Source organism: Pseudomonas sp. LAIL14HWK12:I7, assembly GCF_000483465.1.
GTDB classification, from domain to species: Bacteria; Pseudomonadota; Gammaproteobacteria; order Pseudomonadales; family Pseudomonadaceae; genus Aquipseudomonas; species Aquipseudomonas kermanshahensis.
The window spans coordinates 641,821-661,934 of record NZ_AXYZ01000001.1; the positions used below are offsets into that span (position 1 = coordinate 641,821).

Here is a 20,114-nt window from a genome sequence, read left to right on the forward strand (position 1 = left end):
GCAACCGTTAGTCGGCTACCGTACAGTTTATGCACTGATAGCGTTCTGATTGCATTGCGAGTTACAGGCCCGGGTCTAGAGTACATATCGGATCCAATCGTGATTTGAAGTCGGTCACACAATAGAGAAGCAGCATGGATGGCGCTCACCTTCAACCACAGCCACGGGATGGTGGCAGCTCGGTTCTTCTAGTGGTAGATGATTACCCCGAGAACCTCATCAGTATGCGGGCCTTGCTGGCCCGGCAGGATTGGCAAGTATTGACCGCAAGTTCGGGGGTGGAAGCCCTGAGTGCCTTGCTCGAACACGACGTCGACCTGGTCTTGCTGGACGTACAGATGCCAGAAATGGACGGCTTCGAAGTCGCCCGGCTGATGCGCGGCAGCCAGCGCACGCGGCTGACCCCGATCATCTTCCTTACCGCTAACGAACAGTCCGATGCCGCTGTGCTGAAGGGCTACGCCAGTGGCGCGGTGGACTACATGTTCAAGCCGTTCGACCCGCAGATTCTCAAGCCCAAGGTCCAGGCCCTGCTCGATCAGCAACGCAACCGGCGCATGTTGCAGCAACTGACCCGCGAGCTGGAAACAGCCAGGGCGTTCAACGCTTCGATTCTGGAAAACGCCGCCGAAGGGATTCTGGTGGTGAATGCCGCCGGCACCATCAGTTTCGCCAACCCAGCCATTTCACGCTTGCTGGCAGCGCCAGTGGAGCAGTTGCAGGGCGCCCAGTTGCTTGACCTGGTGCAAATGGGCAACGCCAACCTGTGGAACGAGTCGGACTTCTACCAGGCCTACTTGGGGCGGCGGATTTTCCGCGTGCACGATGCCCAGTTACGCACCCTGGGGGGCGAACTGGTACCGGTCGCGCTGTCGTGTGCACCCTTGCCGGCCGATCAGCAGGCGATGGTGGTGACAGTGCTGGACATGTCGGTGGTGCGCAACCTGCACCAACAGCTCGAGTACCAGGCGGTGACCGACCCGCTGACCGGCCTGCTCAACCGCCGTGGCTTCTACCAGGCCGCCGAGGGCGTGCTGCTGCGCAACGAGCGCTCGGACAAGGCGCAGGCGCTGATGTACATGGACCTGGATGGCTTCAAGCGGATCAACGACTCGTTGGGCCATGAAGCGGGTGATCGCGTGCTGCGCTGGGTTGCCGAGCAGATCAAGGACTGCCTGGGCAGCGAGGCGCTGCTGGCACGGATGGGCGGTGATGAGTTCACGGCGTTGTTCGACAGCTTGCCTTACCCCGAGCAGGCCGGGCGTTACGCCGAGCGCTTGCTCGAGCGCATCGCCATCAGCCAGCAGGTGGAAGGGCTGGATGTGTGCCTTGGGGTCAGCATTGGTATCGCCACCTACCCCGACTGCGGTGCCACCGTTGAGGGCCTGCTGCGAGCAGCCGATGCGGCGATGTACGCGGCCAAGCAGGCTGGCCGCCAGCAATACCGCTTCTATGACCACGAGCTCAATGGCCGCGCACGTTCGCGGCTGATGCTTGAAGACGGTGTACGGGCAGCGATCGAACAGCAGGACTTCAGCCTGGTGTATCAACCCCAGGTGGGCTTCGCCGACGGCCACTTGCGCGGTTTCGAGGCGTTGTTGCGCTGGCAGCACCCCAGCGTTGGCGATGTGCCGCCGGGGCTGTTCATACCCCTGCTGGAAGAGGCCCGGCTGATCAACCGCCTGGCCAGCTGGATCTACCGCCAGGGGGCAGCGCAGCGCCAGGCCTGGTGCGATCGTTTCCCTCGCGACCTGGTGCTGGGTATCAGCCTGAGCCGTGCCCAGTTCGTCATGCCGGGCATGGTCGAGGAGCTGCAGCGGGTGATCCTGGATTACCAGCTGGACCCCGCGCAGCTTGAAGTCGAGGTGGCGGAGACGTCGCTGATGTACAACATCGACGCGGCGGTTAAGCAGATACACCGCCTGCGTGAGCTGGGCGTGCGGGTGGCGCTGGATGATTTTGGCGCAGGTGACTGCTCGTTGCGCATGCTGCGGGATTTACCGATCGATACCCTGAAGTTGGACCGCCACCTGGTGGCACGCCTGCCGGACTCAGCCGTGGACGCCGCGCTGGTACGCAGCGTGGTGGGCCTGTGCGCCGACTACCGCATCACAGTGATCGCCGAGGGCGTGGAAACCCCGGCCCAGGCTGCGTGGCTGAAGGCAAACGGTTGCGCCTACGTGCAGGGTTTTCTGGTGGCGCACCCCATGACCGCAGCGGATGCCAGCGGCTTCCCGGCGATTTTCTCCTGGCCTCGGCCATGATTGGCTAGAATCGCCCTTCGTCACGCCGAATGCACTGCCATGACCGTATTACGTTACCTGCAAGCCTACCCGCCGCACCTGCAAGAGCAGGTGCGGCAGATGATCGACAGCGACCGCCTGGGCGAGTACCTGCAGCGCCGTTACCCGGACCGCCATGACGTGCAGAGCGACAAGGCGCTATACGGTTATGCCCAAGAGTTGCGGCAGCAGTACCTGCGCAGTGCGCCTAACCTGGACAAGGTGCTGTTCGACAACCGCCTGGACCTGACCCACCGAGCGTTGGGGCTGAACACGGCGGTATCCCGGGTGCAGGGTGGCAAGCTCAAGGCGAAGAAGGAAATCCGCATCGCCGCTTTGTTCAAGGAGGCCGCGCCGCAGTTTTTGCGCATGATCGTGGTGCACGAGTTGGCGCACCTGCGTGAGCGCGACCATAACAAGGCGTTTTACCAGCTCTGTCAGCACATGGAGCCGGACTACCATCAACTGGAATTCGACCTGCGCGTCTACCTGACCTATCGGGAGCTGCCGGGCAACTGTTAAGGACCACGCAGCATGGAAGTGAGCAAGACCAAGAGCAGCTTCTACCGCCGCCTATACGTGGCTTGGCTGATCGACAGCCAGACCGCGACCAGCGTGCCGGCGCTGATGGAGGCCACCGGCATGCCACGCCGCACGGCCCAGGACACCATCGCTGCCCTGGCCGACCTGGACATCGTCTGTGAGTTCGAGCAGCAGGAAGGCGCGCGCAATCATGCCGGGCATTACCGCATTCATGACTGGGGCGCGATCGACAAGCAGTGGATCATTCGGCATTTGCGCCAGATCCGCGAAGTGCTGGGGTATCCGTGATGCGGGGGGCAAAGTGCCCCCTGGCTTTTTCAGCCTTTACGCATACCGATATGCGCAATGTCATCCTCAAGGTATTCCTCACCCACCGCCTTAAACCCATGCCCGGCATAAAACCCTTGCAGGTGCGCCTGCGCCGACAGGTACACCGGCGTACCCGGCCAGCAATGCTCGGCCGCCTCCAGCCCTTTGAGCAGCAACGCATGCCCCAGCTTGAGCCCGCGCGCCGCAGGTGACGTGACCACGCGGCCGATGACCACATCGCCCCCTTGGGATTGCGGGTCGAGCAGGCGCAGGTAAGCCACCAGCTTGTCGTCTTGCCAGGCCATCAGGTGCAGGGTGTCGCCGGTCAGGTCCTGGCCATCGACTTCCTGGTAGCTGCAGCGTTGTTCGACCACGAACACTTCAGTGCGCAACTGCAGGATGGCATAGAGCTGCTCCTTGCCGAGATCAGTGTGGTGCTTGCAAAGCCAGTCAATGGACATGGGCAGGAACTCCTTGAATGATCCGTCGATCATCGCAAATCCCAAGGCTACCGACGAGTGGCTGATTGCTGCAGGCGGTGTCATGCAGCCTTCGGCCAAAATAGAGGCAAAATGACACTATTGTCCGCTGCCTTCGGCCGCAGCTTTGTGTACGCTCAGCGGCAGTTGTGGTGCAGACCGCCTACACAGTGTGTGCCCTCCATTGCGAAAGGACTTGAGCATGCGGCCACTGCTTTGTGTTCTGGGGTTGCTGGCAGTGATGCTGGCCTCGCCCGCCCAGGGTTACGGCAAGCTGCGGCTTGTGGCGGACAACTGGCCACCGTTTACCGACACCAGCATGCCCGGCGGCGGTTTGGCGACCAGCATCGTCACCACGGCGCTGGCCCGGGCCGGATACACCAGTGCGTTCGAAGAAGTGCCCTGGGCACGGGCCTTGATGGGCGTCGGCGAAGGGCGTTACGACGTGTTGATCAATGCCTGGCGCAACGACGCGCGTGCGCGCATCGGCCAGTTTTCCGACGCCTACCTGACTAACCGCATCCGCTTGCTCAAGCGCAAGGGTGAGGCGTTTGACTATCAGCATGCTGCCGATTTGTACCCCTACAGCATTGCCGTGGTGCGCGACTATGCCTACTCGCCCGATTTCGACGGCGACACCCGCTTGCACAAGGTGCCTGTGCGCAACTTCTCGTCAGCCGTGCGCATGTTGGCGGCAGGCCGGGTGAACCTGGCGGTAGAAGATGAATACGTGGCCCGTTACAACCTGCAGCGCGAACCGCAGGCGGTGCGTGAGGGTGTGGAACTGATCGACCCGCCACTGGCGCAGAACAGCCTGCATATTCTGGTCAGCCTGAAACACCCGCAACACCAGCAGATTGTCGAACGGTTCGAGCAGGCGATTGCGGCGATGAAAGCTGATGGCAGTTATGCGCGCTTGTTACGCCAGCATGGCTTTTGATCTCTAATGCCCGTGCTGGCCTCTTCGCGGGTAAACCCACACAAGCGATACACCCCCCCTGTGGGAGCGGGTTCACCCGCGAAGAGGCCGCCATAGGCCACATAGCATTTAGGCCGGCGCGCTTTCCTTGACCAGGTGCGCCGCCAACGTGCGCAATGGCCCCAACTGCCTGCAAATCAGTGCCAGCTGGGTCTGCACCAACCGCTGGTGCTCATCCAGCTCTTCCGGCATCTGCTCCAGGTCGTTGGCCAGCGCTTCTTCGGCATCACTGTGGATCGCCACCGGTAGCCGCGCCGCCAGGCCATTGGCGATTTCATCCAGGCTGTTGGCCAGGCTTTGCCCCGCGCCCTCAATCAACTGCTCCTGCACCTCCGCCGGCAAGGCGGTGTCGCGGTGCGCGCCAAGCCCGGAGAGGTAGCTGAGCAGCGTGTGCGACAACACCAGGAAACGGAAGCCAACGTCCGCTTCCTTGCGGAAGTGCCCCGGCTCCATGAGCATGTTGGCCAGCGTGGTCGACAGCGCCGCATCGGCGTTGTGGGCATTGCGGCGGGCCAGGCGGTAGGCGAGGTCGTCGCGTTTGCCGTGGGCATACTGCTGCATGATCTGGCGCAGGTACACGCTGGCGCAGGCCAAAGTGTTGGCCAGCGCCTTGTTCAAGCGCCGGCCTTGCCAGTCGGGCAGGAACAGGAACACCGCCAGAATGGCGATCAGGCTGCCCACCAGGGTATCGAACAGGCGCGGTAGGAACAGGCCGTAGCCGTCGCCGATCTGGTTGAAGCAGAACAGCACCATCAAGGTGATCGCTGCGGTTGCCAAGGTGTACCGGGTGGTGCGGTTGACGAAGAACACCACCCCGGCGACCACGGCGAACATCGACTGGACGATCGGGCTGGGGAACAGGTCGAACAGGGCCCAGCCGACCGTCAAGCCGATGGCCGTGCCGAACACCCGCTGCACCAGCTTGCGCCGGGTTGCGCCATAGTTGGGCTGGCAGACGAACAGCGTAGTGAGGATGATCCAGTAGCCCTGGGTCGGGTGAATCAAATGCACCATGCCGTAGCCGATCGACAGTGCCAGCGACAGGCGCAGAGCGTGGCGGAACAGCAGCGAGGTCGGCGTGAGCTGGGTGCGCAGGCGACTCAACACATCCTTCAGCGAGCGTGGCGAACGGTCGAGCAGGCTGCTGTCACTGGCATCGGCCAGGCTGTCCGGGTTGCTGGCGGCGCCCAGCAGGCGGTCGAGGGTGGCAAGGTTGGCCGCCAGTGCCCGCAACGAGCGCAGCAGGCTACGCCAGGCCGGGTTGTTCTGGTTGCGCAAGTGCTCCAGGGAGGCGTTGAGGTCTTCCAGGGTGTCGGCAAACCGGCTGTCGAGCACGAACGGCTGGCGCAAGCGGATCGAGCGCGCCAGGTCTTGGCAGGCGGAGCCTTGATGACGCAGCAGGCGCTGGCAGCGGAACATCACGTCGCTGTGGAAGAATGCTTCGGCCAGGGCGTTGTACGGGTAATGCGAGGCGCTGACGCGCTCGTGAATATCCTGGGCCAGAAAGTACAGTTTCAGGTAACGGCTGACCTTGGAATTTGGCTGGCTGTTGCCGACCCGGTGCAGGATGATTTCCTTGGCGGCGTTGAGCGCCGCAACCACCTTGCCATTCTGCTGGGCCAGCTCCAGGCGGCGGGCCTCCAGGTCGAGGTTGCGGATGGGTTCGAACAGGTTGGCCTTGAGCTTAAGGTAGCGCCCCAGCTCGAAAAACAGTTTGGCCAGGCTTTGCTGCACCGGCTGATTGGAGAACAACGCTTGCCACAGCACCGACAGCAGGCCGTACCAGGCTGCGCCCGCCACCAGCAGCATTGGCTCGTGCCAGAAGTCATTCACCTGGCCGCCGCGTTGGTCCACGCCGATCATGGTGTACACCGACAAAATCAGCGTGGCTGAAGCGATCGCACCATAGCGCTCGCCCAGTGCACCGAGCATGGTCAGGCCGAAGGCCGCCAGGGCGAGGGCGCCGGCGAAGATCCAGGGGTAGGGGAACAGTAACTCGACCGACAGCGCGGCGATGGCAAAACACACCAGGGTTACCGCCAGCGCGCTGAGCCGGCCTTGCCAGCTGTCGTCGGTTTCGGCCAGGGCGCTGGCGATGATGCCCAGGAACAAGGGGATCAGCAGGGCCATTTCATCCTGGTACCAGCACAAGGCCATGCTGCCGGTAAGGGCGACCGTAACCCTGATGCTGTAGCTGAACTTGTCTTGGCCCCACAGGCGACGCAGTGACTGACGGAACGAGCTCGATGACATGATGGCCTTGGGCTGTGATCGAATGAATACAGTGCCGCACGGACCAGCAAGAAGCGTTCCGTGCTGCTGAATGGATTCTACTCTACACGAACTGCGCCGCAGCGTTAGCCGATGCCCATGCCCACTGGAAATTGAAACCGCCCAGGTGGCCGGTGACATCCAGCACCTCGCCAATGAAGTACAGCCCCGGGGCTTTGAGCGACTCCATGGTCTTGGACGACACCTCGCGGGTGTCCACGCCGCCCAGCGTCACTTCGGCGGTGCGATAGCCCTCGGTGCCAGCCGGTACCACTTGCCAGGCTGCCAGTTTTTCGGCGATCTGGGCCAGTTCTGCCGGGGTGTACTGCTTCATCGGCTTCGATTCGAACCACTGCTCGGCCAACAGGTTGGCCAGCTTGCGGGTGAACACCTCGCCAAGCACCGTCTTCAGTTCTGCGTTGGCGCGCTCGGCCTGCTGCTGTTGCAGCCAGGTCAGTGCATCGCGGTCCGGCAGCAGGTTGATCTCCACCGTGTCGCCGGCCTCCCAGAACGAGGAGATCTGCAGAATCGCCGGGCCGCTCAGGCCGCGGTGGGTAAACAGCAGGTTCTCGCGGAAACTGGTGCCGTTGCAGCTGGCCGTGCAGTCCAGCGAGGTGCCCGACAGTTCAGTGCACAGTGCCTTGAGTTGGGGCTCGGTGATGGTGAAGGGCACCAGCCCGGCGCGGGTCGGCAGCAGGGTATGGCCGAACTGGCGCGCCACCTGGTAGCCGAAACCGGTAGCACCCAGGGTCGGGATCGACAGGCCGCCGGTGGCGATCACCAGCGACTGGCAGGCGAACTGCCCGGCACTGGTTTGCAGCAGGTAGCCATTTTCGGTTTTCTCGATGTGCGAGATGCTGGTGTCCATGCGCAACTCGGCACCGGCCTCTTCGCACTCGGCCAGGAGCATGTTGAGGATGTCGCTGGCTTTGTTGTCGCAGAACAGCTGCCCGAGCTTCTTCTCGTGATACGGCACGCCATGCTTGGCCACCAGTTCGATGAAGTCCCACTGGGTGTAGCGGGCCAGCGCCGACTTGCAGAAGTGCGCGTTGTGCGAAAGGAAGTTGGCAGGCTCGGTGTACATGTTGGTGAAGTTGCAGCGCCCGCCGCCGGACATGAGGATTTTCTTGCCTGGCTTGTTGGCGTGGTCGAGCAGCAGTACCCGGCGGCCACGGCGGGCGCTGAGCTGGGCGCACATCAGGCCGGCGGCGCCGGCGCCGAGGATGATCACGTCGGTGGTGTGCACGGTGTTACCTCATTGGTAGCTGGGGCCGCTGGCTTGCCTGCGATGGGCTGCAGAGCAGCCCCAAAAAATCATCAGAGAATGCGGACTTTCAGGGCGCGGCCCTTGATCTTGCCGCTGTTCAGGCGCTGCATCGCCTGCTTGGCCAGTGCCCGTTCCACCGCCACGAAGGCCTGGAAATCGAAGATGGCGATCTTGCCCACCTGCTTGCCCGGGATGCCGGCATCGCCGGTCAATGCGCCGAGGATGTCACCCGGGCGCAGTTTGTCCTTGCGCCCGGCAGCGATGCACAAGGTGCTCATCACCGGCAGCAGCGGCTCGCCGCCTTTATTTTTCAGGCTGTCCAGCTGGTCCCAGCGCAGCGGGCTCTTCTGCAGCGCTTCGATGGCCTGGGCGCGGTGGCCTTCGGCCGGGGCCACCAGGCTGACCGCAACGCCCTTCTCACCGGCACGGCCGGTACGGCCGACACGGTGCACGTGGATCTCGGCGTCACGCGCCAGCTCGACGTTGAGCACCATGTCCAGGCCGTCGATGTCCAGGCCGCGCGCGGCCACGTCGGTCGCCACCAGCACCGAGCTGCTGCGGTTGGCGAACATGGCCAGCACTTGGTCGCGGTCGCGCTGTTCGAGGTCACCGTGCAGGGCCTGGGCGACGATGCCTTTGGCCGTGAGGTGGGCGACCACGTCTTCGCACTGCTGCTTGGTGAAGCAGAACGCCACGCACGATTGCGGGCGATAGTGGCCGAGCACGCGGGTCACCGCTTCGAGGCGCTGTTGCGCGTCGATTTCAATGAAGCGCTGTTCGATCTGGTTGTCGGTGTGCAGGCTTTCGACCTTGACCTGCTGCGGGTTGCGCATGAAGTCTGCGGCAAGCTGCTTGATGCCGGACGGGTAGGTGGCCGAGAACAGCAGGGTCTGGCGGCGGGCCGGAGTCTTGCCGATGATGCTGGCGATGGCGTCGAAAAAGCCCATGTCGAGCATGCGGTCAGCTTCGTCGAGGATCAGCGTGTTGAGCCCGTCGAGTACCAGGGTGCCTTTGTCCAGGTGCTGCTGGATGCGCCCCGGGGTGCCGACGATGATGTGCGCACCGTGCTCCAGCGACGCGATCTGCGGGCCGAGCGAAACGCCGCCGCAGAGGGTCAGGATCTTGATGTTGTCTTCGGCGCGGGCCAGCCGGCGCAACTCTTTGGCGACCTGGTCGGCGAGTTCGCGGGTCGGGCACAGGACCAGCGCCTGGCAACCGAAGTAGCGCGGGTTGATCGGGTTCAGCAGTCCGATGCCGAACGCAGCGGTCTTGCCGCTGCCGGTCTTGGCCTGGGCGATCAGGTCCTGGCCCTTGAGGATGACCGGCAGGCTCTGGGCCTGGATCGGCGTCATCGAGGCATAGCCGAGGGCGTCCAGGTTGGCCAGCATGGCGGCGGACAGCGGCAGGGTGGCAAAGGCGGTGGATTCGGTGGTCACGAGGCGGGCCTGTGTGGCGAAGCGAAAAATGCCGCACAGTCTACCAGCCTCATGGCCATTCGCCCTACGACTCCATGTGTTGTTCCGGACGACGGGCACGCCTTCCGTCTGTCGGCGCCAGTTGCAGGAAGATCGCTGCGGCCAGCATGGCCATGATGCCGATGGTCACGAAGGTCAGCTGGAAGGCGCCCAAGGTGCTTTCCACCCCCTCGGCGCTGCCGGCCGCCGTGAAGCCGCCCAGCAATGCACCCGCGCAAGCCACACCCAGGCTCAGCGCCAGTTGCGCGACCACCGACAGCAGGCTGTTGCCGCTGCTGGCGCTGGCATCGTCGAGGTCGATCAGGGTTACCGTGTTCATGGCCGTGAACTGCATGGAGTTCACGGCGCCGAGTAGGCCCAGCTGTATCAGCAGCACGGCGTAGGGCGTCTGCTCGTCGACCAGGCCGAGGCTGGCCAGCAGCAGGCCCAGCAGCAGGGTATTGCCGGTGAGGATGATGCGGTAGCCGAAGCGCTCGATCAGCGGCCGGGCGATGGACTTGGCCAGCATCGCCGCTGCAGCCAACGGGATCATGCTCATGCCTGCCTGGGATGGTGAATAGCCCAGTGCCACCTGCAACAGCAAGGGCACGAGGAAGGGCAGGGCGCCGCTGCCCAGGCGCGCGAACAGGTTGCCGAGGATGCCGATGGCAAAGGTGCGCACGCGGAACAGGCTGGGCGAGAACAACGGCTCGGGATCGCGCCCGGCCCGCAGCCAGTAGGCGGCCAGGCAGGCCATGCCAGCGAACAGCAGCAACATCACCCGCAAGTGCGGCAAGTGCAACTCGCCCAAGCCTTCCATGGCGATGGTGATCAGCACCATCGCCGCGCCGAACAAGAGGAAGCCCGGGCCATCGAAGCTGGTGCGCTCGGCGCCGCGCAGGTCAGGGATGAACTTCCACACGGCATAACAGCCGATGGCACCGACCGGCAGGTTGAGCAGGAAGATCCAGTGCCAGCTGAGGATTTCCACCAGCCAGCCACCGACCGTTGGGCCGAGCAGGGGGCCGAGCAGGCCGGGGATGGTGATGAAGCTCATGATCCGCACCAGCTCGGTGCGGGGGTAGGCGCGCAGTACCACCAGCCGGCCGACCGGCAGCATTAATGCGCCGCCCAGGCCTTGAACGACTCGGGCCATGATCAGAAAACCGAGGCTGTCGGCGGCGGCGCATAGCAGTGAGCCGAAGCTGAACAACAGGATCGCGCTGAAGAAGATGTGCTTGGTACCGAAGCGGTCGGCGAGCCAGCCGGAGGCGGGGATCAGCAAGGCTACGGTGAGCATGTAGGCGATGATCACGCCTTGCATGCGCAGCGGGTCCTCTTCCAGCGAGCGGGCCATGGCCGGCAGCGCGGTGTTGAGAATGGTGCCGTCCAGGGACTGCATGAAGAAAGCGATGGCCACGACCCAGGGGATCCAGCGGGCGGTGACGGGGTCCAGCGGGGTGCGTTCGGGCATGACGTCCTCGTTTGTCTGTGCCGGCCTCTTCGCGGGGCAAGCCCGCTCCCACAGGATCTCCACTGCCCTCGAATGGGGTGACATCTCTGTGGGAGCGGGCTTGCCCCGCGAAAGGGCCGCTAATGCCTATCACAATGTCAGGGTCAGGCCTTTGACCAATGCCCCCGGTAAATGACTCGACCCAGTACTGCGCTGTCCATAAGTACTGGTAGACAGGATCATCTCGCGCTCGCGCGTCAGGTCCTCTAGTTGGCTGCCCAGCAAACTGTACAGGCTGTCATCGAAGCGCATGGTACTTACCGGCCCCTGAATCTGGCCATTCTCCACCCAGAAAGTGGCAAAACGGGTCAGGCCGGTCATGCGTGCTGCTGGCCGGTCCGAGTAGTTCAGGTACCACAGGTTGCTGATATACAGCCCGGTGCCCAGCCGTTCGAGGATTGCTTCACTGGCCAGGTTGCCCGCCGCCAGGCTCAAGGCGCAGGGCGACTCGTAGCTGTCGGCGCCATTCGCCACCAGCGCGAACTCGGCCGCACTGCGTGCGCTGATCAGGCGCTGCACGGCTTGGCCTTGTTGGATCAGCGGCACATCGAGGCGGGGTGACCCCTCATCCGAAAACGCCGGGCTCAGCGAACCGCTGACCTGCTCGTCGAAGCTGACCAGCGGGCTCAGATGGGCATCGCCGTTATACAGGCGCTGCAGGGCGCTGTTGCCAGTGGCCAGGGCCTGCGCAGAAAACCCGCCCCAGCACAGCATGCCGGCGATCTCGTCCATGGCCGCTGGCGCCAGGTAGGCGCGGTAACTGCCCGGTTTCAAGGTGATGGCGGGGCGGCCCAGGAACGCCAGTTGCTCGCGGGCCTGGCGCAGGCGCGCGACGAACTCGTCAGCGCTCCAGGCCTGCCCGGCATAGTTGGCTTTCACGGCCTGGCCGTTGCTGTGGAACAGGCTCCAGTCCATGTTGAAACTGTTGGCCTGGTGCCAGCCAAAGGCCCCGAACGAGCTGGCGAAGCCGCGACAGATCGGCCCGGCGGCGTAGATGCCGACCAGGTCCAGGTCGCCGGCTTCCTGTTCGATCAAGGCCAGCACTTCATCCAGTTCCGGCAGCGTGTGGTCTTGTTGGCTGTGGCTGTTCCACGGGGTTTCGTCCAGGCGCAGGTAGGGGTCGACGGCCAGCAGGGGCAAGGTCTGGCGCAGTTGGCCCAGGGCATCGGCCAGGCGCGCGCGGTCCAGCACGGCATCATCGCCCAAGGTGATCAACTGCTCGGCCTGGCGGCCATCACAGATCAGGCGCAGTTGCACATTGGCCTGGCTCACCTCGCCGGCCTGGCGCACCTTGGCGTGGTTGAAACGCACGAACTGCGACTGCTCGGCGCTGTAGCCAAAGGTGAACTGTTCGCCCGGCTGCAGGGCATCGCGCAGGGCGCCAAGCAGGCTTTCGAAGCGGTGTTGGGGTGTGGCGCTCATCAGGCGTCGCCTCCGAAGACATCGATCTGGCTGAACACGCAGGCCGGCGAAGCATGGCCAACCCGCACCACCTGGTTGGGCTCGCCTTTGCCGCAATTGGGCGTACCGAGCACCTGGAAGGTGCTGGCGTCGCCGACGGCGGACAAGTTGCGCCAGAACTGCGCCGAGATGCCGCGGTAGTTGGGGTTCTTGACGATGCCCTTGAGCTCGCCGTTTTCGATCAGTTGGCCCCACTCGCAGCCGAACTGGAACTTGTTGCGGGCATCGTCGATGGACCAGGAGCGGTTGGTGCGCATCAGGATGCCGTGCTCGATGCCCTTGACCAGCTGCGCCAGCGAGCGGTCGCCCGGCTCGATGTTGAGGTTGGCCATGCGGTCGATCGGTGCGCGGTTCCAGCCACAGGCACGGCTGTTGGCCACGCCGTTCAGGCCGGAGCGGAACTGCGACAGGGCGCCGCCCAACGGGCGCAGTAGCACGCCATCGCGGATCAGGAACTGCTTGCTGGCCTGGGTGCCGTCATCGTCGTAGCTGTAGCTGGCGAGTTCTTCTCCGATGGTCGGGTCGAAGGTCACGTTGAGCAGCTTCGAGCCGTACTGCAGGCGGCCGAAGTCACTGGCGTTGACGAAACTGGTGCCGGCGTAGTTGCGCTCGTCGCCGAGAATGCGGTCCATCTCCAGCGGGTGGCCGATGGACTCGTGAATCTGCAGCATCATCTGGTCGGGCATCAGCAGCAGGTCACGTGGGCCGCTGGGTGTATTGGGTGCCAGCAGCAGTTGCAGCGCCTCGTCGGCGACCCGCCGGGCGGCGCCGACCAGGCCACAGCGCTCGATGACCTCGAAGCCACCCTGCTGGCCAAAGTTGTCCCGGCCCAGGCTGCGGCTCTGGCTGTCTTGGCCGTCACTGGCCGTCACGCTCAGGCCTGGGAACAGGAAGCGCTGGGCGTGGCGCAGCTCGGCGCCGGCGGAGTTGAGGTAGGTTTGTTCGACCAGGGTGATGTCCAGGCCGGCCTGCCAATCCACCAGGCGGCTGTCCTGGGGCACGCTGGCCGACTCGGCGGCGAGCAGGCCCAGGCAATCGGCGAGGTTGGGCAGTGGCTGGTCGAAGTTGGGCGAGACATGGTCGTGGCGTGCGCTGGTCACCGGTTGGTCGCGCAGGTCCAGCAGGCTATGCCTGGCGATCTGCCGGGCCAGCGCTTCGGCGCGTTCGAGCGCCTGCTGCAAGCCTTGCTGGGACAGGTCGGCGGTAGCCGCATAGGCCTCAACGCCGTTGACCCGCACGGTGAGCATGGCGCCCTCGTCCTGGCTGAAGAAGGGCGGCTCGGCCACATTGCGGCGCACAGACAATGCCTGGTACGACTGCTTCACATGACGCAGGGAAAACAACTCGGCCGTGCTGCGCAGCCCAGCAAAACGCTGGCGCAACAGGGCGCTGGAATCGAACATGCGGGAACCTCCGAGTCAGTGGTGGCTCCCCCTAGAACCACGCCACTCGCATGCCTAGGCCTGTATCGTTACGGGCCACGAGCAATGCCAGCTCATTATGGCAGCCAGGTACTTCCCTGGTCAGGAAATAACGCGGGCCGATCAACCACCGCGCTCCCAGCAATGGGGCGGCGTTGTTACGCCCACTTTCTGGATGGCGGCCTTCAACATAGCATTCAGATGCGCTGCGACATGGTGCGAGGTGTCCGTTAGCAAGTAGACGTGGTGCTTTTCGAGGTCGGGCAAGCCCAGCCCTTCCACGTACGCGAGTGAGGTATCCGTGCTATCCAGCCCTTCGACAATGCCCACGGCCAGGCCACTTCTCATGCAGGCCAGTACCGCGTGCCAGTTGGCGCTTTCCAGCAGCACACGGTAAGCAATGCCGTGGGCTTTCAGTGCCTGCAAGGCCGCCTCCCGGTACGGGCAACCCTTCAACTGCAGTGCCAGCGGCAAGGGGCGATTGGGGTCATGGCTGAATCCAGGCGCTGCGGCCCAGCGCGGCTGCGTCGAGCGAAGCCACTCGCCTTGCTGCCAGTCGTCACTGCTGACCGCTACAGCCAGGTCCAGCCGCTGTCGCGCAAACAGGTCGATGAGCTCTGCGCTGGATCGCGCTACAGCCTCCAACTCCAGCTTCGGGTTGTTGGCGACGAACACCGGTAGAAAGTCGCTCATGAGGTTGGCGGCATAACCGTCGGGTACGCCTATGCGCACTTTGCCGGTCATCTGCTGTGGCGACAGCGTGGCCAGTAGCCTGTCGTGAGCCATCAAGAAACGTGTCGCTTCGCCCATCAGCTGACGGCCCGCAGGGGTTAGCTCCACCGACTGGTTACTGCGTGTGAACAATTGTTGCCCGATCTTTCCCTCCAGCTTCTGGATCTGCGTCGTCACCGCCGATGGGCTGCGGTGGACGTAGTCGGCCGCCGCCTTGAAACGGCCTAGCCGGGCCACTGCCTGGAAGGTTCTCAGTACATCGATGTCGAGGCCTTTGCCCATGGAGCCACCTGATTTGGTCGGATCGAACCAGCGCTTCGATTTAATCAACTGTACAGCCTTTATACCCACTCTTACTGTGGGGCCGAAGCCCGCATGCCCCCTGAATTGCAATGGAATGATACGGATGACCTGAACGGGTTCACCGCAGTTTCAAGCCTCGTGTTGAACGAGTAGGAGGGGTTTGCCTCGCCAAGAGGCCCGGCCAGACACTGACGCTTGAGGGAGATTGAGCAGTGACCACAGACGACACCAAAACCACTGTCGGCAAGACCAGGTTCTACCAAGGCGAAAAGAAGACTCAGCCGCTGTTTTGCATTGAGCCCGGTATTCCTTGCCAGGATGCCCGCGAGCAGGCCTCTGAATTGATGGGTGTGGTGCGAGATTTGACCATCACCGGTGTAATGGAAGACAACCCGCAACTGATCTGGGCCTCGCATTACCTGAGCGCTTTGGCCAAGGCGCTGTTGGATGATGCCGAGCTCGGGATGCTGCGCTGATAGTTGCGGTGCGAGCCGATTACGTTCGAGGAATTACATTACACAAGGGCGTGATCATGCCAAGCAGTGCGCCGTACCTGATCCTGCTGCAAGTCATCTTTGTCCTTTCCTGGAGTTCAGGCTTTATTGGTGCCCGGCTGGGCACGGAGGACGCGGGTGCCATCAACCTGCTGTTCTGGCGGTTTCTGCTGGTCAGCATCTGCCTGCTGCCTTTTGTCGTGCATCGGCTGCGTGCGCTTACGTGGGCGCAGATACGCTACAACGCCGTCATTGGTTTCCTGGCGCAGTTTGCCTATCTGGTCAGTGTCTACATCGCCATCCGGGGCGGGCTACCGGCGGGGATTGCCGCCATCATTTGTGCGCTGCAGCCATTGATCACGGCATCGATGAGCAACAACAGCCAGCATGAGCGCAGTGGTCGGCAGGAATGGCTCGGGCTTGGGGTGGGGTTCGCCGGCGTCAGCATGATCATTTTTGCAGAGTACAGCCTGTCTGCGAGCCAGCTTAGCCTCTGGCTGTACGCCCTGCCGCTGATCGCCGCCATCACGTTGTCCATCGCCACGCTGTATCAGCGTCGGCAATCGATCATGGCGACGGACCACAGCAAGGACGGTCTGCTGATGCCGTTGTTTCTGCAATCGACTGCGACACTGCTGCTGCTCACGGCTGCAGGCTTGCCGCTGGGGTTGATCGACGTGCCTGCCAGCACACAGGTCTGGGCGGCGGTCGCATGGCTGACCCTGTTCTCCACGTTCATTGCCTACCTGAGCCTGTGGATATTGCTGACAAAGCTCTCGGCGACCCGCGTCTCGGCACTGGTCTACCTCGAGCCTCCGGTGACGCTGTTATGGGCGGCGATGATGTTCGGGGACGTGATCCATTGGACAACCTACGTGGGCATTGCGGTGGTCGCGGCAGGTATCGCCATCACCCGCCAGCCGCGCAGGTCGGCCACGCCTGCCATTGCGCTGAGCGACACGGGTGACAGATAGAGGCGCGTGAGCGCGGCACTGCGCTGGTCGCTAGAACCACCCGTCTTGCATGGTGATACAGGTGTCGTCGCGTACCTCGAGCAATGCCAGCTCATTGTGGCAGCCCGGCACTTCCCAGGTCAGGAAGTAGCGCGCGGCCTGCAGCTTGCCGAGGTAGAAGTCACGGTCGTCGGCGTTGCCTTTGAGCAGGCCGAGTTCGGCGTGGATGGCCTGTTCCAGCCAGCGCCAGCCAACCACGCAGTGGCCGAAGGCCTTGAGGTACAGGGCCGAGTTGCCCAGGGCGGTGCTGACGTTGCCCTGGGCCATGTCACCCAGCAGGGCAAGGGTGACGGCCTGCAGGCGATTGACCAACTGCTCCAGCGGCTGGCGCAGGGTGTCGAGGCCAGGGTGGTGGCTGGCGCGCTCGGCTGTGCTGGCGATCAGGCGGATCAGTTGCTTGAGCCCGGCGCCGCCGTTTTGCGCAAGCTTGCGGCCGAGCAGGTCGAGCGACTGGATGCCTTCAGTGCCCTCGTGAATCGGGTTCAGGCGGTTGTCGCGGTAATACTGCTCAACGGGGTATTCGCGGGTGTAGCCATGGCCGCCGAGGACCTGGATCGCTAACTCGTTGGCTTTGAGGCAGAAGGCCGATGGCCAGGATTTGACGATCGGGGTCAACAGGTCGAGCAGTGCCTGGGCGTGTTGCCGAGTGCTCTCGTCGTCGGCTGTCTGGGTGTCGTCGAACAGGCGTGCGGCGTACAGGCCAAGGTCGAAGGCGCCTTCAACGTAAGCCTTCTGCGTCAGCAGCATGCGCTTGACGTCGGTATGCCCGATGATCGGCACGGCAGGGCTGTGCGGGTCCTTGTTGTCCGGCAACCGCCCTTGTGGCCGCTGGCGCGCGTAGTCCAGCGAGTACAGGTAGCCGGCATATCCGAGCATCACCGCGCCCATGCCAACGCCGATGCGCGCCTCGTTCATCATCTGGAACATGCAGGCCAGGCCCTGGTGCGGCTGGCCGACCAGGTAGCCGATGCACTGGCCGTTGTCGCCGAAGTTCAACGCCGTCGAGGTAGTGCCGCGCCAACCCATCTTGTGGAACAGGCCAGCTAGCAGCACATCGTTACGCTCGCCACGGCTGCCATCCGGGTTCACCCGGTACTTGGGCACGATGAACAGCGAGATGCCCTTCACCCCGGGAGGCGCATCCGGCAGCTTGGCCAGCACCATGTGCACGATGTTTTCCGACAGCTCGTGGTCGCCGCCAGAGATGAAGATCTTGTTGCCCTTGAGCCTGTAGCTGCCATCGCCGGCGGGTTCTGCGCGGGTGCGGATATCGGCCAGGGACGAGCCCGCATGCGGCTCGGTCAACGCCATGGTGCCGAAGTAGCGGCCGTCGATCATCGGCTGCAGGAACAGGCGTTTTTGTTCGTCGGTGCCGAAGCTTTCGATCAGATTGGCCGCGCCCATGGTCAGGAATGGGTAGGCCGTGGTGCCAGCGTTGGCGGCCTGGAAGTGCGCAAAGCAGGCCTGCGAGACCAGGCTGGGCAACTGCATGCCGCCGACCTCGAAGTCGCGGTTGGCGTTGAGAAAGCCGGCTTCGAGGAAGGCGTCGACGGCGGGCTTCACTTCGGGGATCAGCTCTGCGCGGCCGTCGACGAAGCGCGGCTCGTTTTCATCGGCCTTGCGGTTGTGCGGCGCAAAGTACTTTTCGGCGATGGTACGGGCGGTGGTCAGCGCCGCGTCGAAGGTTTCGCGGCTGTGCTCGGCGAAGCGCGGGCGCTGGGTGAGGGCTTCGGCGTCGAGGACTTCGTAGAGCTCGAAGGCGAGGTTGCGAGGGCTGAGCAGGGTCTCGGGCATGGGGGCGGTCCTTGAGCGGGCATTGGCCGAGTCTAGGCGGGAGTGCGGATGTGGGAACAGGTCAATAGATGTGGGTGATATGGGCTTAAAAGGACCTGAATGCCTGCAAGGCTCGTGAGTAGGATGTAGGGCCGTCCGTAAGAAAAGGAAACGTCCTACATTATTTTAGGAGGTATCGCTGACGCACCGATGAGCAGGTTGGAGTAAGTGTAAAGACTTCAATCAAGAGGGGCAGGTGATGAGATGGTTGTCGCGTTGTGGCAGGGGCTGGAAAGAAGATTTACACAAAATCGAAGGTCCTTTTTTGGCTAAAACCATTGTTCAATTATGCCAACACCGCCAGGGATATAACTCAGAAGTGTGTACCGCTAAGTGAGGTAAGCGTGTCAGTAATCGAACCACGGCGCTGGGTTGGTTTTTTTTGGGGAAGTATGGATGCTTTTTATGTGGGGTTTGTGGTTGTCGCTGGAATAAATCGGGGTGTGACACCATTTTTTAGCGATTTCGATTCTGCGCTTTCCAATATGGAGCGGTGGGGTGGAGGACTTGAAATCCTTGTTTGGATAGGACTGATTGCTCAGCTTTCCATTGCTGTCAGCAGTGTGCTGCTTTGCTGGGGACGAAGGGCTGGCGTTTATCTGGCATTTGCTCAACTGCCTTTTCGCCTTTTTTTTGTAATTCCATCACTTTCCTTGATCTTACTACTGCCCGATATCAGCGCATGGCTTTGGTTGTGCGTTCTGGCTGCCTGCGAAGGAACAAAAGGCTGGAGTCTTTGGTGGCTTTGGCGGATAGCTCCTGCACATCAATGATCGCCCCGGTTCGCTTGGCCGTGCTGTCAAACGTCGCGAAGCGCAAGCGCAGGCAATTCAGAGACATTCCCCACAAATCAAGGAGAAATCGGACTACTGCGGATTGAGCGCGAGCTGGTCTTGAATAGGCGCTTTGGTGTTCATAAGGAAGCGTTTCTAATGAGTGATGCCCGCGACAATGAATTGCCCGATGCCAAGGGTCATGAAGTACCGTTTTATGTCGTTTCTCCCATGAAATATGGCGTGATGACGTTCTTCACTTTCGGCTTCTACTGGTTGTATTGCTTCTATCAAAGTTGGAAGCTGCATAGCGCGAAAACGGGAGAGCAGGTCAGCCCATTCTGGCGAAGCGCTTTTGCTGTGTTTTTTATCTATCCATTATTGCGAAGGGTAAATGACCAGATTCGCGACTCAGGGAGGACCTATCCGTGGTCCATCCTGGGGCTGACATTGGGCTACTACGGTATGACCATTGCTTGGCTGGTTGCCAGCGTCGCTCTGGATGATCAATGGTTGGCTGCCTATGTTGCAGGAGCTGTCATTCAGTTGGCTTGGCTGATCATCTTGGTGCCCATGCAGAAAGGCATCAATTTCAGTGCGGGTGACCCAGGGGGGGTGGGCAACAGCCGTTTCACACTGGCCAACTGGCTTTGGATGTTGCTGGGCATTGCGATTGCCGTGATGCAGTTGTTTGCCTTGGTCAGCCTTTCATCCATGGTCTGAACGTCAGTTTGCCCAGATACAAAAAAGGAGATCCGAGGCTCGCAATCCAGGTGAAAAAAATAGGTCACATAGCTTGCGCGCAATGGGCCACGCGAGGTGTTCGGCGGAGTATTCGCTTAAAGCTGTCAGGTGCCTGCCATTCCTCTTTCTGCGCCTATGAAATCGAGCGCCGCGCGGGCGGCGCTCGATCTCATAGGCGCCAAACATCTCAAGACATGCGCCCATAAAAAAGGAGAGCCGAAGCTCTCCTTTTTTATCAAAAGC

Annotated in this window: 17 protein-coding genes and 1 pseudogene; 8 read left to right on the forward strand and 10 right to left on the reverse strand. The window is 62.5% G+C overall.

Translation table 11 applies throughout. The features are described 5' to 3' along the window. Positions 1–134 precede the first annotated feature (134 nt). From D886_RS0102895 to D886_RS0102905, 3 genes are read left to right on the forward strand one after another with little or no spacing between them, the layout of a single operon-like run. Complete coding sequence (locus D886_RS0102895; RefSeq protein ID WP_027592467.1) at positions 135–2,264, forward strand: bifunctional diguanylate cyclase/phosphodiesterase; 2,130 nt, start codon at positions 135–137, stop codon at positions 2,262–2,264. Positions 2,265–2,303: 39 nt separating this feature from the next. Further along, positions 2,304–2,804 carry a M48 family metallopeptidase gene (locus D886_RS0102900; protein WP_027592468.1) on the forward strand — a complete coding sequence of 167 codons (501 nt, stop codon included), beginning with the start codon at positions 2,304–2,306 and terminating at the stop codon, positions 2,802–2,804. 12 nt (positions 2,805–2,816) lie between these two features. Beyond that, positions 2,817–3,113 (forward strand): helix-turn-helix domain-containing protein, encoded by a 297-nt coding sequence (locus D886_RS0102905; RefSeq protein WP_003249396.1) that lies wholly within the window; start codon positions 2,817–2,819, stop codon positions 3,111–3,113. Between the two features lie 29 nt (positions 3,114–3,142). Here the strand turns inward: D886_RS0102905 and D886_RS0102910 are convergent, their stop codons facing one another. Further along, a complete protein-coding gene (locus D886_RS0102910) occupies positions 3,143–3,595 on the reverse strand; it encodes a GNAT family N-acetyltransferase (protein WP_027592469.1) in 453 nt (150 codons plus the stop codon). A gap of 220 nt (positions 3,596–3,815) precedes the next feature. Here D886_RS0102910 and D886_RS0102915 point away from each other — a divergent pair, with 220 nt between their 5' ends. After that, positions 3,816–4,553 carry an ABC transporter substrate-binding protein gene (locus D886_RS0102915; RefSeq protein ID WP_027592470.1) on the forward strand — a complete coding sequence of 246 codons (738 nt, stop codon included), beginning with the start codon at positions 3,816–3,818 and terminating at the stop codon, positions 4,551–4,553. 108 nt (positions 4,554–4,661) lie between these two features. Here the strand turns inward: D886_RS0102915 and yccS are convergent, their stop codons facing one another. From yccS to D886_RS0102950, 8 genes and pseudogenes are all read right to left on the reverse strand, one after another. Then, positions 4,662–6,845 (reverse strand): YccS family putative transporter, encoded by a 2,184-nt coding sequence (yccS, locus tag D886_RS0102920; RefSeq protein WP_027592471.1) that lies wholly within the window; start codon positions 6,843–6,845, stop codon positions 4,662–4,664. Positions 6,846–6,927: 82 nt separating this feature from the next. Continuing rightward, positions 6,928–8,109 carry an NAD(P)/FAD-dependent oxidoreductase gene (locus D886_RS0102925; protein WP_027592472.1) on the reverse strand — a complete coding sequence of 394 codons (1,182 nt, stop codon included), beginning with the start codon at positions 8,107–8,109 and terminating at the stop codon, positions 6,928–6,930. 71 nt (positions 8,110–8,180) lie between these two features. Beyond that, positions 8,181–9,518 (reverse strand): ATP-dependent RNA helicase DbpA, encoded by a 1,338-nt coding sequence (gene dbpA, locus D886_RS0102930; RefSeq protein ID WP_256214922.1) that lies wholly within the window; start codon positions 9,516–9,518, stop codon positions 8,181–8,183. A 112-nt stretch (positions 9,519–9,630) separates the two neighbouring features. Continuing rightward, a complete protein-coding gene (mdtD, locus tag D886_RS0102935) occupies positions 9,631–11,058 on the reverse strand; it encodes a multidrug transporter subunit MdtD (protein WP_027592474.1) in 1,428 nt (475 codons plus the stop codon). Between the two features lie 129 nt (positions 11,059–11,187). Further along, positions 11,188–12,519 carry a TldD/PmbA family protein gene (locus D886_RS0102940; protein ID WP_027592475.1) on the reverse strand — a complete coding sequence of 444 codons (1,332 nt, stop codon included), beginning with the start codon at positions 12,517–12,519 and terminating at the stop codon, positions 11,188–11,190. Beyond that, entirely contained in the window at positions 12,519–13,961 is a 1,443-nt protein-coding gene (locus D886_RS0102945; RefSeq protein ID WP_027592476.1) for a TldD/PmbA family protein, read from the reverse strand. The genes D886_RS0102940 and D886_RS0102945 overlap by 1 nt, the downstream gene beginning before the upstream one ends. 31 nt (positions 13,962–13,992) lie before the next feature. Further along, positions 13,993–14,094 (reverse strand): annotated as a pseudogene (locus D886_RS28710) (hypothetical protein); the annotation flags it as partial. 8 nt (positions 14,095–14,102) lie between these two features. After that, complete coding sequence (locus tag D886_RS0102950) at positions 14,103–14,993, reverse strand: LysR substrate-binding domain-containing protein (protein WP_027592477.1); 891 nt, start codon at positions 14,991–14,993, stop codon at positions 14,103–14,105. 233 nt (positions 14,994–15,226) lie between these two features. On the opposite strand from D886_RS0102950, the gene D886_RS0102955 reads away from it, so the two are divergent. Together D886_RS0102955 and D886_RS0102960 are read left to right on the forward strand one after the other, a co-directional pair. After that, the gene (locus tag D886_RS0102955; protein WP_027592478.1) at positions 15,227–15,490 is read left to right on the forward strand and encodes a DUF3077 domain-containing protein; all 264 of its coding nucleotides are present in this window, start codon (positions 15,227–15,229) and stop codon (positions 15,488–15,490) included. 56 nt (positions 15,491–15,546) lie between these two features. Continuing rightward, the gene (locus D886_RS0102960; protein WP_027592479.1) at positions 15,547–16,482 is read left to right on the forward strand and encodes a DMT family transporter; all 936 of its coding nucleotides are present in this window, start codon (positions 15,547–15,549) and stop codon (positions 16,480–16,482) included. 30 nt (positions 16,483–16,512) lie between these two features. On the opposite strand, the gene D886_RS0102965 is transcribed toward D886_RS0102960, so the two are convergent. Next, positions 16,513–18,315, reverse strand: coding sequence for an acyl-CoA dehydrogenase (locus D886_RS0102965; RefSeq protein ID WP_027592480.1), 1,803 nt, complete (start codon positions 18,313–18,315; stop codon positions 16,513–16,515). 383 nt (positions 18,316–18,698) lie between these two features. On the opposite strand from D886_RS0102965, the gene D886_RS27575 reads away from it, so the two are divergent. Continuing rightward, positions 18,699–19,127 (forward strand): hypothetical protein, encoded by a 429-nt coding sequence (locus D886_RS27575; protein WP_256214913.1) that lies wholly within the window; start codon positions 18,699–18,701, stop codon positions 19,125–19,127. A gap of 159 nt (positions 19,128–19,286) precedes the next feature. Next, the gene (locus D886_RS0102975) at positions 19,287–19,850 is read left to right on the forward strand and encodes a hypothetical protein (RefSeq protein WP_027592481.1); all 564 of its coding nucleotides are present in this window, start codon (positions 19,287–19,289) and stop codon (positions 19,848–19,850) included. Positions 19,851–20,114 lie beyond the last annotated feature (264 nt).